The following is a 15,592-nucleotide window of genomic DNA, read 5'->3' as shown; positions in this document are numbered from 1 at the left end:
CGCCGGATGCGGCCGACGGCGACCCGGGAAACCCTCGGCGTTTCCCGCGGTCGCCACAGTGGACAAAGGCCAGGGAGGGCTTTGTCCACGTGAAGTCAGTTCGGCCGCCGGATGCGGCCGACGGCGACCCGGGAAACCCTCGGCGTTTCCCGCGGTCGCCACAGTGGACAAAGGCCAGGGAGGGCTTTGTCCACGTGAAGTCAGTTCGGCCGCCGGATGCGGCCGACGGCGACCCGGGAAACCCTCGGCGTTTCCCGCGGTCGCCACAGTGGACAAAGGCCAGGGAGGGCTTTGTCCACGTGAAGTCAGCGGGCGGCAAACCGCTTTCCGACCGCGTCCCAGTCGATCACGTTGTAGAACGCGTTGACGTAGTCGGGGCGGCGGTTCTGGTAGAGCAGGTAATAGGCGTGCTCCCAGACGTCGATCCCGAGCAGAGGCACGTTGCCGTGCATGATCGGGCTGTCTTGGTTTGCGGTGCTCTCCACCACCAGCTTCCCGCCCGGGGCCCGCGACAACCAGGCCCAGCCGCTGCCGAACCGGCCGAGGGCCGCCTTGGTGAACTCGGCCTTGAAGTTGTCGAACGACCCGAACACGCTGCGGATCGCCTCGCCGAGCTGGCCACCCGGCTCGCCCCCCTTGCCCTTGGCGAGCGACTCCCAGAACAGCGTGTGGTTGGCGTGGCCGCCGCCGTTGTTGCGGACGACGGTCCGGATCGCCTCGGGGACCTTTTCGAGGTCGGCGATCAGCTTCTCGACCGGCAGGTCGCCCAGCGCGTTGCCCTCGAGCGCCTTGTTGACGTTGGTGACGTACGTCGCGTGGTGCTTGTCGTGGTGGATCTCCATCGTCCGCGCGTCGATGTAGGGCTCGAGGGCGTCGAAGGCGTAGGGCAGGGGAGGCAGCGTGTAGGCCATCGGTGAACCTCGCTTGGAAAGGTGTGCGGGAAGTTGTGGGATCCTAGCCTTTCGCCGTGAGGGGGGCAAACAACCGCCGACGATCGGCGGCGCCGGTGGCGACCGGGAGGACGGTGCCGAACCTACCGACGGTGCGCGTTGGGATCGTGGGCCGCCGGCGGGTGCAGGTTGGCGGGGTGGGAGGTCGAAAAACCATCGGGGCGCGATTCCCGTCGGCACGGATGCCGCGGTCGTCCCCGGGGCACTGCCGCCCCCACCTGGATGGATTCTCCGGTCAGCCATGTCCTCCGCCGGCAGCCAGCCCTCGGCCGGGCAATGTCGCTCGTTGCTCCCCCTCGGTCGTTCCACCCACCGGCCCGCCCGCTCGGCGCCGCGCTATTGGGCGGCGGCCGCACCGGAACGGCAAACGCCCCCCGCCGTCTGGGTTCCGACCGGCGTGGCGCGGTTCATCGCCCTGGCCGGTGGCACGATCCTCCTCACCGCGGCCGTCATCGCCGCCGGCTCCCCGGCCGTCATCGGTCGGCTGGCCGGCGCGCCCGAGGGGCGCTTCGCCCGCTCGGCGTCCGCGTTGGCGACGTGCCTCGACCCGACGACCGCCGCGGGGCTCGCGGCCTGGCTGACGCAGCAGCTGCTGCTCGTCGCGGCGGCCACGAGCCTCGTCGTCCGGGGCATGCTCCGCTTCCGCCAGCCCCCGGCCGGGCGCGGCTTCACGGCCCTGGCACTGGTTCTCTTCGCGGCCAGCATCGCGACCACCGTCCCGGTCGGCCGCCTCGTGGCCGCCGTCGGCACCGATCTCACCGGCCTCCGGTTCGGTCCGGACGGCTGCGGGTGGTGGTACCTCGTCGCCGGCATCGCGCTGCCCGCGGCGCTCGTGCCGGCGCTGTCGGCCCTGTCGAACCGGGCAGTGCCCGCCGGATGGTTCGCCACCGGGCTGATCGGCTGGGTGATCGCCGCCTGGGCCACGCTCTCGGGTATGGCGAACGCCCCGTTCGTGGCGGCGGCGGCGACGTGCGGGGGAGCGGCGGCGATCGCCGTCGGGCTGCTGGTGACGGCGCGGGGGGTGATCCGCGAGATCCGCGGCGTTCATCCCGTGCCCGCCGGGGCAGCCAAGCCGAAAGCGGAGACGAAGCGGCCCGCCGAGGGCCCCCGGCAGGTGCCCGACGCCGAGGTCGTCGTCGCCGCGGCCACGGCCGAGACGGTCACCGAGCCGACGCTCTACACTGACGGCTCCGACGTCGATCCCGACGACGCCCGGCTGAGCAAGTCGGAGCGCAAGCGGCTCCGCAAGCTGGCGCGGATCCGCGAGGCCGAGGAAGCGGCGGCGGCCGCCTGACCGCGGGCCGGCGTCGGCAGCGTCGCCGCGATCTCCTCCCCCTGGCGAGAGTCCCGTGACAGTCCGCACCCGCTTCGCGCCCAGTCCGACCGGCTACCTCCACATCGGCGGCGTCCGTACGGCGCTGTTCAACTGGCTGTTCTCACGGAAGCACGGCGGGGCGTTCATCCTCCGCATCGACGACACCGACGCCGAACGCAACGTCGATGAAGCCCTCGCCCCGATCCTCGACGGGCTCCGCTGGTTGGGGATCGACTGGGACGAGGGACCGGGAGTCGGCGGCCCCCATGCCCCCTATTTCCAGTCGCAGCGCTCGGCCCACCACAAGGCGGCCGTCGAGCGTCTGCTCGCCTCCGGCCATGCCTACCGCGACTTCGCCACGCCGGCGGAGCTCGACGATGAGCGGAAGGCGGCCCAGGCGGCGGGCAAGCCGTTTCTCTACAGCCGGCGCTTCGCCGCCTCCGACGACGCCGCCGCGGCCCGGTTCGTGGCCGAGGGGCGCAGCGGCGTCGTCCGCCTGAAGATGCCGCGCACGGGGGCGCTGGTGATTCTCGACGCGGTCCGCGGCCGGGTGGAATTCGCCTGGGAGCGCGAGCAGGACCACGTCATCCAGCGCGCCGACGGCTCCTGCCTCTACCACCTCGCCAGCGTGGTCGACGACCAGGATTTCGCGATCACCCACGTGATCCGCGCTGAAGAACACCTCTCCAACACGCCGCGGCAGGCGTTCATCGCCCAGTCGCTCGGCTACCCGCTGCCGGCCTACGCCCATCTCCCGCTGGTCGCCGAGCCGGGGAGCCGCACGAAGCTCTCGAAGCGAAAGCTCGCCCAGTACCTCAAGAACCAGGATTTCAAGCTGGTTGCCGAGCACGGCACGCGGATCGCCGAACGGATCGGCTTGGCCCCCGAGGCCGACACGTTCAATCCGGTGATCGTCGATTTCTACCGCGAGGTCGGCTACCTCCCCTGGGCGATCGACAACTATCTCGCGCTGCTCGGCTGGTCCTACGACGACTCGCGGGAGTTCTTCTCGCGTGCCGAACTGGTGGAGGCGTTCTCGCTCGAGCGGATCAACGCCTCGCCGGCCAGCTTCGACCCGAAGAAGCTGTGGGCCGTGCAGGACCATTACATGCACGAGCTGTCGGTCGACGACAAGCTGGCCCTGATGCTCCCGTATCTGGTGCGCGCCGGCCTGGTTGGCGACCCGGCGACGCCGGAGCAGGTCGCGATCGTGCGCCAGGTGATCGAGGCCTCGGGCGACCGGCTGAAAGTGGCCGGCGACATCCTCGCCTACGCCGACTTTTTCCTCGTCGACGAGCCGCCGTTCGACGACGCCGCGGTCAAGCAGCGCCTCGCCAAGCCGGGTGTCGCCGACCTGCTGCGGGCCTATGCCAAGCGGCTGGACACCGCAGGGGCGTTTCAGCCGGACGAGCTCGAGCGACTGCTCAAGGAAGTGGTCGAGTCGCGCGGGCTGAAGGTCGGCGACTTGATCCATGCCGTCCGCGTCGCGGTCACCGGCCGCTCGGTCGGGCCGGGCCTGTATGAGACGCTCGCGATCCTCGAACGCGACAAGGTCCTCGCGCGCATCGCCCGGGCGCTGCCGCTGGCGGGGTGAGAGGGCTGGCCGCGACGCCGGGTTCATGGGCGAGCCGGGCTCGTGCGCGACGCGGGACCTAGCCTCGGCTCGGGCTCTGCAGAGGGGATCGCCAGCCCATGGGATGGTGAAGGGGGGCCCTGGGTTGTGCGGCGGGAGGTGCGGCGCTGAGTGGCGCGCTGGGCGTCGCGGGGTAGCGCGGCGTGGGTAGCGCGACGTGGGGTTGGGGCGGCGTGCGTCGGCCGGGTCGGGCCGCGCGGCCGGCGCGTCGGGCTGCCCGCGGTAACCGCCGCGCGTGGGCCGGGCGTGTGGAACTGTTTGAAGGCTGCGGACAATCTGCCCGGCCGCCGGATACGGCCGAGGGCCGCCTGGGAAACCCTCGGTGCTTCCCGCGGTCGCCTTACGGTTGGCTCGGTGAAAACCGGGCTCAGAGGGCGTTTTCCACGGACAACCAGGGCATGGGCCTGCTGGATTCCAGTTTTTTTCCTTTCGCTGTTACGACCCCACCCTTGGCTGCGGTTGCGTAAGAAACGCTGACTGTATTCCCGGCTGTTCCGGGGTGGGTTCGGCGGTTCATCCGAAACGGGGAACAAGCATGATGCGTACGAGCGTGTGCAGCGGATTGACGGCGGTGGCGTTGGCATTCGGCGTGGCGACCGCCGCCGAACCGGTTCGCCAGGTGGCATTGCTCCAGACGGCCGACATCGTCGACACGGCGGTCGCCGCCGGGACGTTCAAGACGCTGGCCGCAGCTGCGGGTGCCGCCGGCCTGGTCGAGACCTTGAAGAGCCCTGGCCCGTTCACCGTCTTCGCCCCGACCGACGAGGCGTTCAAGAAGCTGCCCGCCGGCACGGTGGAAAACCTCCTCAAGCCCGAGAACAAGGAAAAGCTCAAGGAGATCCTGCTCCTGCACGTCGTCCCCGGCTCGGTGATGGCGGCTGACGTGGTCAAGCTCAAGGAGGCCAAGACGGCCGGTGGCAAGACGATCGGGATCGCGACCGAGGGTGGTGTGACGATCAGCACCCCGTCGTCGAAGGCCAAGGTCGTGAAGACCGACATCAAGGCCAAGAACGGCGTGATCCACGTCATCGACACCGTCATCCTGCCGTGAGGCGGCGACGAGTAACTCAGCCGCGCTGACTCATAATCGCCATCGGCGACTGTTGTCAGTGCACAGATCGAAGCCCCGCGGGTTGCCCAAGCCCGCGGGGCTTTTCGTTTTTGAGGCCCGAGCCACCACCACCAGTCGCCGCAAGGACCACTCACCGCAACGACGTGGCGAAAGCGCCCGCACCGCAGCTTCCTGAATCCATTCATGGGACCCGCGAAGCCCCTCCGCCGTCGCCCTCGCATCGGCCCGTCACCCACTGGCTGCGGGTCGATGCGAGGGCATAGGCGCGAGGGGCGTCCCCCTCTGCAGAGCCGGAGCCGAGGCTTCCTCCGACCCAAGGTGACCGCGCAGTCCACAGGCGCGAGGGGCGTCGCCTCTGCGGAGCCCGAGTTGAGACAGGGCGCCGCCCCAGCGACTCACGCTCTCGCCCGCTCCCATACCATCGCCACGCTCGTCGTGAACGTCCCGCCGAGGTTGAACGACAGCGCCCGCCGCGCTCCCTCGACCTGCCGCGCTCCCGCCCGGCCGACGAGCTGGTCGAAGATCTCCGCCACCTGCCTCACCCCGGTCGCTCCGACGGGATGGCCGTCGCCGATCAACCCACCGCCGGTGTTCACCGGAAGCGACCACGGAGGCGCAGCCGTCCCGACCAGCTCGCGGCGCACCTGCGGGAGCATCGTCGCCCCCGTCTCCACCAACCGCGTCGCCCCACCCGGCTCGGCCCACCCGAGCAGCTCGTAGGTGACGATCTCGGTGATCGAAAAGCAGTCGTGGACCTCGGCGCAGTCGATCTCGCGCGGCCCGATCCCCGCCATCCGGAAGGCCTGCTCGGCCGCCCGGCGGGCGACGGGAAACTCCGGCACCTCCTTGTCTGCCAGGCGCAGCCTGTCGGTCGCCTGCCCGAGGCCGCGAAGGCGGATCGCCGGCCGGCCGGCCAGCGGCGCCGCCGCCAGGACCAGCGCCGCGGCGCCGTCGCTGATCTGCGAGCAGTCCGACACCTTGAGCGGTGGCGCGAAGCGCGGATTGGAGTCGTCGGCGGCCAGGGCGCGCTCGAGCGACATTCCGCCGCCGCGCGTCTGGGCGAGCGGGTTGAGGGCGGCATGGGCGTGGTTCTTCGCCGCCACCAGCGCCAGCGTGCGGTCAGCGAGGCCGTGGCGTGCGGCGTAGCGGTCGGCGATCGAGGCGAACATCCGCGGCATCATGTGGTCGCCATACTCCGGCCGTTCGACGGCCTTGTCGGCCGCGGTCGCCAGCACCTCGGCGCCGTCGGCGGGAGCCATCGTCTTCTGCTGCTCGGCGCCGACGACGAGGACCACGTCGTGGAGGCCGGCGGCGATCCCCCGCGCCGCCGTGGCCACGGCCAAGCCGCCCGACGCGCAGGCCGCCTCGACATGGGCGGTGGGGATGCCGACCAGCGCCGGGTCGATGTCGAGGAGCAGTGCGCCGAGGTGGAGCTGGCCGGCGAACAGGCCGGCGGCGAAGTTGCCGACGAGCCCCGCCCCGACGTCGGCGGCGGCCACGCCGGCATCGGCCAGCGCCCCGCGCCCCGCCTCGACGATCACGTCGGCCAGCGCCTTTCGCTCCTTGCGGAGGTTGCGCTGGAAGTCGGTCCGTGCCACCCCGACCACGTACACGTCACGCATCGCGTCTCCTCCTCCTCCTTGGCAAACCCCTCGCAGTGTAGGATCCGGCCGCGAGGGTGGGCGACACGATTCGGGCACCGCGCGGAGGGGGCGATGACGGCCGACACACGGGTGGCGCTGGTGACGGGGAGCTCGCGCGGGATCGGGGCGGGGATCGTCCGCGCCCTGGCGGCCGACGGGATCCGCTGCGTGGTGAACTACGTCGCCGACCCCGAGGGGCGCAACCGCGCCGACGCCGAGTCGCTCGCCGCCGAGACCGGCGCCGCGCTTGTCTGCGAGTGCGACGTGGCCGACCATGCCGCGGTCGGCGCGATGATGCGCTCGATCGTGGAGGCGGTCGGCGGCCTCGACATCGTCGTCGCCAATGCCGGCATCCTCCGCGACCGGACGCTCCGCAAGATGACAGCCGACGACTTCCGCCAGGTGATCGACGTCAACCTCGGCGGCACGTTCAACGTCGTCCAGCACGCCACCACGCTCCTCCGCCCCGGCGGGCGGATCGTGACGATCGGCTCGGTGGCCGGCTTCCAGGGGTTTTTCGGCCAGGGCAACTACGCCGCCAGCAAGGCGGGGATCGTGGCGCTGACGAAAGTCGCGGCGCGCGAGTTCGCCCGCCAGGGGACCACGGTCAACTGCGTCGCCCCCGGATTCATCGCCACCGAGATCCTCGCCGACATGCCCGCCGACGTGACCGAGAAGTTCCGCGCCTCGATCCCGCTCGGCCGGCTCGGGGCGGTAGACGACGTCGTCAACGCCGTGACGTTCCTCTGCTCCCCCCGCTCCGGCTACGTGACCGGGCAGGTGATCCACGTCAACGGTGGGTTCGCCATGTGACGCCGCCAGGCTCGGCTCCCCCGCACCGCCCCCGGACAGCTATCATTCGCTGTGGGGGTGGCAGGGTGGCCCCCCCGCCTCCCGGAGGGACGCGCCATGCTCCGCCCCGCCAGCACCGACCCCGCGGCCGACAGCGCCGCCGAGGCGATGGCCCTGATCCTCGCCCAGGCGGGGCGCAGCGCCGAGGAGATCGCCTCCCTGGCCACGCTCGACGACGCCGACAAGGCCGCCGAAGGGCAGTTTTCCGGCGCCGCCCCGACGCTCGAATCGCTGTTCGGGCGTGCCCGGGCGGTGGAGTTTGCCGCCGGCCGCTTCAATCCCGAGCCGGCGGTGGCGGCGACGATGGCCGCGTGCCTCGAGTTCACCCTCGCGCAGAAGCGCGACGGCCGGCTGCTCGACAACGAGCGGATGCTGTTCACCCCCGCGACGATCGCCGGCTTGGCACAGCGCGGCTTCTTCGGGCTCGCGATCCCGACGCGCTACGGCGGCGCCGGGGCGCGGCTCGGCGATCTCGGGCCGCTGCTGCGGGCGCTGACGCTCGTCCACCCCGACCTGGCGGTGATGTTCGAGGTCCACAACTTCCTCGGGCCGGTCACGCCGCTGCTCGACTTCGGCACCGACGAGCAAAAGGAGCGGTTCCTCCCGCGGATGGCGCGCGGCGAGCTGCTCGGCTCGTTCGCCCTCACCGAGCCGGGGGTCGGCGCCGATCCCAGCAAGCTGTCGCTCACGGCCCGGCGCGACGGCGAGCGCTGGCTCGTGTCGGGAGTGAAGTGGCCGATCACCAACGTCGTCTACGGCGGGATCTGCATCCTCGTCCTCAAGCTCGACGGCGCGGGGCTGCCGAAGGGGCGCGACTCGGCGATGCTCGTGTTCGAGGTGCCTCCCGCCGACACGCCGCAGTTCCGCATGGTGCGCAACCGGCTGATGGCGTTCGACTACCTGTGGAACGCCCGGTTCCGCCTCACCGACTGCCCGGTGCCGATCGACAACCTCCTCGGGCCGCCGGGGCGCGGCCTCGCCCAGGCGTTCAGCTCGCTGGCCAAGGGGCGCGGCGGGATCTGCGTGAACAGCGCCGTCAAGAGCTTCCGGCTCCTCGCCCAGCTGATCCGCGATCCCGAGGCGACCGGCGGGCAGGGGGCCGACGTGGCGACCGTGCGGGCTGGCTGGGTCGGCTTCCGCAGCACGTTCGGCCGGCCGATCGGCGAATCGCCGCGGATCCGCACCTGGATGGGCCGGGCGGTGGCCGGAGCACTCGCCAGCCGGGCCCTGGGCGACGTCTGTTTCCGGCTTGCCGCCAACGGCGTCCGTGACGAGACGATGGGGATGATCGCCAAGGTCTACGCGACCAAGTCGCTGCTCCAAACGGCGATCCACGCCTACCAGATCCAAGGGGGACGCTCCGTCCATGTCGACGAGCGCCGCGCCGCGGAACGCCATGGCCTGGCGATCCCCGCCGGCCGCGTGCCGATCGAAAACTACATCGGCGAGAACATCCACGAAGTGGCGATCGCCACGGTCTACGAGGGGCCCAATCCGGTCCTCGCCGACGTCGGCGCCCCCAACGCGATGACGCGCGAGATCCGCACCCGGTACCTCGAGCCGATCGGCCTGGCCGAGGCGCAGGGGCGCTCGGCGCTCGGGGCCAAGGCGGCGTTCGGCTGGTTCTGTCTGAAGACGGTCCTCGGGTCGTTCAATCCCCGGCCCGGCGATCTCGGCGGCATCGGTGCGCTGTCGCCGGCGCGCGAGCGCTGGATCCGCAACGCGTTCCGCCGCCAACGCGTGCTCGGGAGGCGCGTGCTGTGGGTGATCGCCCGGCACCAGCGGGCGTTCATCGAGAAGAGCTTCCTGCTCGGCGACGAGGGGGGGATCTTCGACCAGCTCTGCGCCTCGACGGCGGCGCTGGTCTACGCCGTGGCGCTCGACCGCGGCGAGCGCGAATACGAGCTCGTCGGTATGGCCCTCGACCTCGAGGCCGAATTGGCCTGCGCTGGCAAGGCGCCGTCGGCCCGCCTCCAGGAGACGTGGGCCGAGATCGGCCGCGATCTGATCGACCCCCGCGGGGTCCTCCACCGCGATCTCGTCGCCGACATCCCCGTCAGCGCCATCCCGCTCGACCCGCGCCACGTCGACCGCTACATCTGACGCGTCTTCCCATCGTTTTCGGAGTCGTCCGTTGGCCGAACCGGTCCGCTTCGACGCCGCGCGGCCGGGGGTGGTGTTCGCCACCCTCGACCGCCCCGAACGGCGCAACGCCCTCTCGATCGCCCTCCTCGATTCCCTCGTCGCCGGGCTCGACCGCCTGGCCGGCGACGGCACGACGCGCGTCGTGATCCTCCGCGGCGCCGGGCCGGTGTTCTGCGCGGGGCTCGACCTCGCCGAAGCGGCCGACGAAACGCTCGTCGAGCGATCGGCGCAGGGGGTTGCCCGGGCGCTCGAGCGGCTCGGCGGCGACGAGCTGGTGACGATCGCCGCGGTCCACGGCGGCGCCTACGCCGGCGGCGTCGGCCTGGCCAGCGGCTGCGACCTGGTGATCGCCGCCTCCGACGCCAAGCTCGGCTTCCCCGAGGCGCGGCGCGGGCTGCTTCCCGCGCTCGTCTGCGACGTGCTGCGGACGAAAGTGCGCCGCGGCGACCTGACCGAGCTGTTTCTCGTCGGCGAGCCGATCGACGCCCCCCGCGCCCGCGATATCGGCCTGGTACAGCGCGTGGTGCCGGCGGCGCGGCTCGAGCCCGAGGCACTGGCGGTGGCCGACGCGATCCTCGCCGGTGGCCCGGACACGATCCGCCGCACCAAGGCGCTGATCCGCCACGCCTTCGGCTGGCCGGGCGACGACGCCGCCGCCGCGGCCGCCGCGATCGCCGAGCACCTCGTCGGCCGGCGCAGCGACGAGGCGACCGAAGGGCTCCGCGCGTTTCTCGAGAAGCGCCCGCCGTCGTGGTCGCCGTCGCGGTAGCCTTCGTCAGGCCGTTTCGATCCGGGCGACATCTTGGAGGCCGAGCTCGTCGATCGCGATCTCGCGCATCCGGAACTTCTGCACCTTTCCCGTGACGGTCGTCGGGAAGATATCGACGAACTTCCAGTAGTGCGGCACCTTGAAGTAGGCGAGCCGCGCCTTGCAAAACTCCTTCAGCTCGTCGGCCGTCGCCGTGCGGCCGTCGCGGAGCGCCACCCAGGCCATCACCTGCTCGCCGAACTTCCGGTCGGGGACGCCGATCACCTGGACGTCGCGAACGGCGGGATGGGCGTGGAGGACCTCCTCGATCTCGCGCGGGAAGATGTTTTCGCCGCCGCGGATCACCAGGTCCTTGATCCGGCCGGTGATCCGGAACGTCCCGCCGGGCTCGCGGAGCGCGATATCGCCGGTGTGGAGCCAGCCGTCGGCGTCGATCGCCTTGGCGGTCATCTCCGGCATCTTGTAATACCCGAGCATCACGCCGTGGCCGCGGGCGCACAGTTCACCGGGCAGGCCGTCGCCGAGCGCCTGGCCCGTGGCCGGATCGACGATCTTCACCTCGACGCCGGGAAGCGCCCGGCCGACGGTGCCGACGCGGATCTCGAGCGGATCGTCGCAGTGCGTCTGCGTGATCAGCGGGGCCGCCTCGGTCTGTCCGTAGCCGATCGTCATCTCGCGCGCCCCCATCTCGCCGGTCACGCGCCGCATCAGCTCGATCGGGCAGGGGCTCCCGGCCATGATCCCGGTGCGGAGCGAGCCGAGGTCGCGGCGCGGATAGTCGGGATGCTCGAGCAGCGCGATGAACATCGTCGGCACGCCGTACAGCACCGTGCAGCGCTCCGCCTCGAGCGCCGCCAGCGTGGCCTCGGGCTGGAACGACTCGGCCGGAAACACCATCGCCGCCCCGTGGACGATCCCGCACAGCGTGCCGAGCACGCAGCCGAAGCAGTGGTACAGCGGCACGGGGATGCACAGCGCGTCGGCCGGCGAGAAACGCTGGGCGACGCCGGCATAGAAGGCGTTGAGGAGGATGTTGCGGTGGGAGAGCGTCGCCCCCTTGGGCACGCCGGTGGTGCCGGAGGTGAACTGGATGTTGATCGGGTCGGCCGGCGTGACGGCCGCCTCGGCGGCGGACAGCGCCTCCGGCGCGACGGCCCGCCCGCCGGCGACGAGCTCATCCCAACCGACCATCCCCGGCGGCGTCGGGCCGCGCAGCGAGATCACCGACCGGAGCCGCGGGAACGTCGCCGACTCGATCCTGCCGGGCGTCGCGGCCGCCAGTTCGGGGACCACCTCGGCGACGGCGGCGTGGTAGTCGGTCGACTTGAAGCGGTCGACCACGGCCAGCCCCGCCAGGTCGGCCTGGCCGATCGCGAACGCCAACTCGGCGGGACGGTACGACGGATTGACCGTCACCAGCACGACGCCGATCCGGGCCGTCGCGAATTGGAGCAGGACCCATTCCGGGACGTTCGTCGCCCAGACGCCGAAATGGTCGCCGCGGCGGAATCCCGCCGCGAGCAGCGCCGCGGCTACGGAGTCGACTTCGGCGTCGAACTCGCGCCACGTCCGCCGCCAGCCGGTCGCGCAGAACACGACGGCCGTGGCGTCGGGATGGCAGGCTGCCGTGGCCCGGAGCACCGCGCCGATCGACAGGCCGTCGACCCACGGGGCGTTACCTCCGGAAAGCGACGCTTCGCCGTCGTTCGTGCGCACTCCTGCCATGGGGGCCTCACCGGGTCGGGGGAGCGTCGAGGGGCATGGCGAGCACCGCCTGGGCGAGCGCCTTCCCCTGGGCATCGTTGCGGAGACCGCGGCGGAGGACGCCGCGGACGACGAAGTTGATCCCGCCGAGGGCCGGGAGCGGATAGGCCGTGACCTCCTCGACACCGAGCGGCCCGAGCCACGCCGCGACGCGCTCGGCGGTGAGCCACGACACGAGCCACGGCCAGTCGGCCGGATCGCGGACGAGGATCCCGACGTTGGCGCCGGTGCCCTTGTCGCCGCTACGGCCGAAGGCGACGTCGAGGAGGCGCCGCGGCGGCCCGGGCGGCGGGGCGGCAGGCGGTGTCGCGAAGGCCGCCCGAACCGGAGCCGGCGCGGGGGCCGGGCGCCGCGCCGGGCCGGTGTCGGCGGTGACGAGCGTCGTCATCGTCGGGATGACGCGATCGGCGCGCACCAGGCACGGCCAGTAGCGGAGCAGCCGGTGGACGCGCGGCCGCCCCTCGGCGTAGCCGGTCGTGCCCTGCGGCCCGGCGGTGACCAGCGGCATCACTTCGCGCGTGAAGGCCTCGACGGGCGCCGCGTCATCGGCCTCGACCGCGATCCGCAGCACCGTCTCCCAGGCGTCTGTGGGAACGAGATCGGGGGGCAGCACCGGAACGCTGTCTCCCTGGCCGAGGCATTCGACGAGCGTGTCGCGGAAGCGGTGGCCGGCGGCGGCCAGGCGCCCGAGCACGATCGCGCCGCAGCGGCGCGCTTTGGTCACCGACTCGGGACCGAACATGGTGAGCGTGGCGGCGGCGCGGAACCCGTCGCGGTAGGTGGCGCTGACCTTGAGCGACTCCGGGGGCGGCCCCCCGCGCGCCCCGGCGACGCGGACCCGGTCGGGGCCGATCTCGGTCACCTCGAGGCCGAGGAACGACACCGTCGCATCGGGGCTCAGGTACCGGCCGGGGTCGCCGATCTCGTAGACGAGCTGCTCCTTGACCGTCGCCGTCGTCACCCGGCCGCCGCTCCCGGCGGCCTTGGTGATCACGCACGAGCCGTCGGCGGCGATCTCGGCGACCGGGAATCCGATCGACTCCGGCGCGGGCACGTCGAGCCAGTCGGTCGAGATCCCGCCGGTGACCTGCGTGCCGCATTCGAGGAGGTGGCCGGCCACGGTAGCACCGGCGGTGAGGTCGTGGTCGTCGGCAGGCCACGCGAACGCATGGCGGCAGGCGGCGACCACGGGGGAGGGATCGGCGACCCGGCCGGTGATCACCAGATCGGCCCCGGCAGCCAGCGCCTCGACGACCGGCCCTGCTCCGAGGTAGGCGTTGGCGGTCACGAGCCGATCGCGCACCGTGTCGAGCGCGGCACCCGAGTCGAGGTTCGTGAACGCATCGGGGCCGCCGCCGGCGCGGAGCGACCCGAGCACGTCGTCGCCGGCGACGACGCCGATCGTCACCGCGCGGCAGCCCGCCTCCTCGATCACGCGCCGGCAGGCGGCGGCGCAGCCGGCGGGGTCGAGCCCCCCGGCGTTGACGATCACGCGGCAGCGCCCGCCGGTCGACCAAAAGGCCGCCAGGTCGGCCACGACGGTGAGCACGTCGCGGACGAACCCCGCCGCCGGGTCGCGCTCGCGCTGCCCGGCGAGGATCGACATCGACACCTCGGCGAGGAAGTCCATCACGAGGTAGTCGAGGCCGGGCTCGAGCGCCAGCAGCTCCCGTGCGGCCGCGAGGCGGTCGCCCCAGAAGGCATGGGCATTGCCGACGCGGATCGAGCGCTTCACACGTCCCTCGGGGCGGAAGGGGGGCGGACGAGGGCCGCCGGAGCGATCGCCGCCAGCGCCGCCGCCAGCCAGTGGCGCGTCCGGTCGGGGGCGATGATCGCGTCGACCCAGCCGCGTGCCGCGGCGTAGCGGACGTCGGTCTGGTCTTCGTAGCTGCGGCGAACGCTGTCGCGGAGCCGCGCCACCTCCTCGGCGCTCGGCGCGGCGCCGCCGCGCGAAGACTCGCGTAGCCGCAGCGCGAGGAGCGTCTCGGCGGCCTGCGCGCCCCCCATCACGGCGTAGCGGGCGTTGGGCCAGGCGACGATCAGCGCCGGGTCGTAGGCCCGGCCGCACATCGCGTAGTGGCCGGCGCCGTAGGAGCTGCCGACGATCACGGTGAACTTCGGCACCGTGGCGATGCTCATCGCCCGCACGAGTTGGGCGCCGGAGCGGATGATCCCCGACTGCTCCGCCTGCTTGCCGACCATGAACCCCTGGACGTCGTGGATGAACAGCAGCGGCACCCGCCCCTGGTCGCACTCACCGACGAACCGGGCCGCCTTTTCGGCGGCGTCGCCGTAGAGCACGCCGCCGATCTGCAGCTCCCCTGCCGCCGACTGCGAGCGCTGCCGGGCGTTGGCCACGATCCCCACCGCCCGGCCGCCGATCCGGGCGCTGCCGGCGACGATCGTCCGCCCCCACTCGGCGCGGAACTCGCGGAACGTGCCGGCGTCGACGATGCAGTCGAGCACCGCGCGCATGTCGTACTCGCCGCGTCCGTCGGCAGGCACGAGGGCGTACAGGTCGGCCGGGTCGCGGGCCGGCGCGGCACCGGAGTCGACGGCGGTCGGGGCCGGCAGCAGGCCGACGAGCTCGCGGAGCCGGGCGAGGCAGGCGGGATCGTCGGGCTCGTGATAATCGACGGTGCCGCTGGTGCGGGCATGCATCGCCGCGCCGCCGAGCTCCTCCGGATCGGCGATTTGGCCCAGCGCCGCCTTCACCAGCGCCGGACCGGCGAGGCACAGCTGGCTTCCCTCGGTCATCAACACGGTGTCGCACAGGACCGGCAGGTAGGCCCCGCCGGCGATGCAATTGCCCATCACGGCGGCGAACTGCGGGATCCCCTCGGCGGCGAGGATCGCGTTGTTGCGGAAGATCCGGCCAAAGTCGTCTTCGTCGGGAAAGATCTCGGCCTGCAGCGGCAGGAACACCCCCGACGAGTCGACGAGGTAGACGATCGGCAGCCGGAGGCGGTGGGCGATCTTCTGGGCGCGGATCAGCTTCTTGACACTCGCCGGAAACATCGCCCCGGCCTTCACCGTGGCGTCGTTGGCGGCGACCATGCAGGGGCGGCCGGCGATCCGGCCGATGCCCGCCACGACCCCGGCCGCCGGCACGTCGCCCCACTCCGGGTCGAGGCCCCACCCGGCCCACAGGCCCAGTTCCAGAAACGGCGCGCCCGGGTCGAGCAGCAACTCGAGCCGCTCGCGTACCGGAAGCCGCCCGAGGCGCCGCTGGCGCTCGTGCCCGGCCGGACCGCCGCCGGCCCGAAGCTTCTCCTCCTGGGCCAGCATCGCGCCGGTCACGTCGCCGAGGTCAGCCACGTTCGCCCCCCGCTTCGCCGCCTGTCCGCGACCGCCGCCGCGCCGATCCCCCACGACGGAAGGATTTTCCGGAATCGCCCCGGGGCTGTCCATGGCGGGTCGGGCGAGGCGCCCGGGCATGAGGTCCGCAC

The 15,592-nt window shown here is 72.3% G+C and carries 11 protein-coding genes; 6 read left to right on the top strand and 5 right to left on the bottom strand.

From position 1 onward, the window contains the following. Positions 1-305 precede the first annotated feature (305 nt). Positions 306-911 carry a superoxide dismutase gene (locus FJ309_00900; protein ID MBM3953175.1) on the bottom strand — a complete coding sequence of 202 codons (606 nt, stop codon included), beginning with the start codon at positions 909-911 and terminating at the stop codon, positions 306-308. Between the two features lie 436 nt (positions 912-1,347). Between FJ309_00900 and FJ309_00895 the strand changes: the two genes are divergently transcribed. The 3 genes from FJ309_00895 to FJ309_00885 all read left to right on the top strand — a co-directional run bounded on the left by FJ309_00895 (position 1,348) and on the right by FJ309_00885 (position 4,949). Further along, complete coding sequence (locus FJ309_00895) at positions 1,348-2,244, top strand: hypothetical protein (protein ID MBM3953174.1); 897 nt, start codon at positions 1,348-1,350, stop codon at positions 2,242-2,244. A 55-nt stretch (positions 2,245-2,299) separates the two neighbouring features. Further along, positions 2,300-3,859: a glutamate--tRNA ligase gene (gene gltX / locus FJ309_00890; GenBank protein ID MBM3953173.1), complete on the top strand. Its 1,560-nt coding sequence runs from the start codon at positions 2,300-2,302 to the stop codon at positions 3,857-3,859. A gap of 577 nt (positions 3,860-4,436) precedes the next feature. Beyond that, positions 4,437-4,949, top strand: a complete 513-nt coding sequence (locus FJ309_00885; GenBank protein ID MBM3953172.1) for a fasciclin domain-containing protein — start codon at positions 4,437-4,439, stop codon at positions 4,947-4,949. A 416-nt stretch (positions 4,950-5,365) separates the two neighbouring features. Here FJ309_00885 and FJ309_00880 read toward each other — a convergent pair whose 3' ends face one another. Beyond that, the gene (locus FJ309_00880; GenBank protein MBM3953171.1) at positions 5,366-6,592 is read right to left on the bottom strand and encodes a thiolase domain-containing protein; all 1,227 of its coding nucleotides are present in this window, start codon (positions 6,590-6,592) and stop codon (positions 5,366-5,368) included. 93 nt (positions 6,593-6,685) lie between these two features. Between FJ309_00880 and FJ309_00875 the strand changes: the two genes are divergently transcribed. From FJ309_00875 to FJ309_00865, 3 genes are all read left to right on the top strand, one after another. Continuing rightward, positions 6,686-7,426 carry a 3-oxoacyl-ACP reductase FabG gene (locus tag FJ309_00875; GenBank protein ID MBM3953170.1) on the top strand — a complete coding sequence of 247 codons (741 nt, stop codon included), beginning with the start codon at positions 6,686-6,688 and terminating at the stop codon, positions 7,424-7,426. 96 nt (positions 7,427-7,522) lie between these two features. Beyond that, positions 7,523-9,568: an acyl-CoA dehydrogenase family protein gene (locus FJ309_00870; protein MBM3953169.1), complete on the top strand. Its 2,046-nt coding sequence runs from the start codon at positions 7,523-7,525 to the stop codon at positions 9,566-9,568. Positions 9,569-9,641: 73 nt separating this feature from the next. Beyond that, positions 9,642-10,379 carry an enoyl-CoA hydratase/isomerase family protein gene (locus FJ309_00865; GenBank protein ID MBM3953168.1) on the top strand — a complete coding sequence of 246 codons (738 nt, stop codon included), beginning with the start codon at positions 9,642-9,644 and terminating at the stop codon, positions 10,377-10,379. A gap of 6 nt (positions 10,380-10,385) precedes the next feature. Here FJ309_00865 and FJ309_00860 read toward each other — a convergent pair whose 3' ends face one another. Genes FJ309_00860 through FJ309_00850 form a run of 3 tightly spaced genes read right to left on the bottom strand, consistent with a single transcriptional unit; the run spans position 10,386 to position 15,554 of the window. Beyond that, a complete protein-coding gene (locus FJ309_00860; protein ID MBM3953167.1) occupies positions 10,386-12,104 on the bottom strand; it encodes an AMP-binding protein in 1,719 nt (572 codons plus the stop codon). A gap of 7 nt (positions 12,105-12,111) precedes the next feature. After that, a complete protein-coding gene (locus FJ309_00855; protein MBM3953166.1) occupies positions 12,112-13,878 on the bottom strand; it encodes a DUF1446 domain-containing protein in 1,767 nt (588 codons plus the stop codon). Beyond that, positions 13,875-15,554: an acyl-CoA carboxylase subunit beta gene (locus FJ309_00850; GenBank protein ID MBM3953165.1), complete on the bottom strand. Its 1,680-nt coding sequence runs from the start codon at positions 15,552-15,554 to the stop codon at positions 13,875-13,877. The genes FJ309_00855 and FJ309_00850 overlap by 4 nt, the downstream gene beginning before the upstream one ends. Positions 15,555-15,592: the final 38 nt, after the last annotated feature.

The sequence above is a fragment of the Planctomycetota bacterium genome (assembly GCA_016872555.1).
GTDB lineage: Bacteria > Planctomycetota > Planctomycetia > Pirellulales > UBA1268 > F1-20-MAGs016.
Note: the sequence above shows the minus strand (reverse complement) of the source record. Positions and strands in the feature narration are given on the sequence as shown.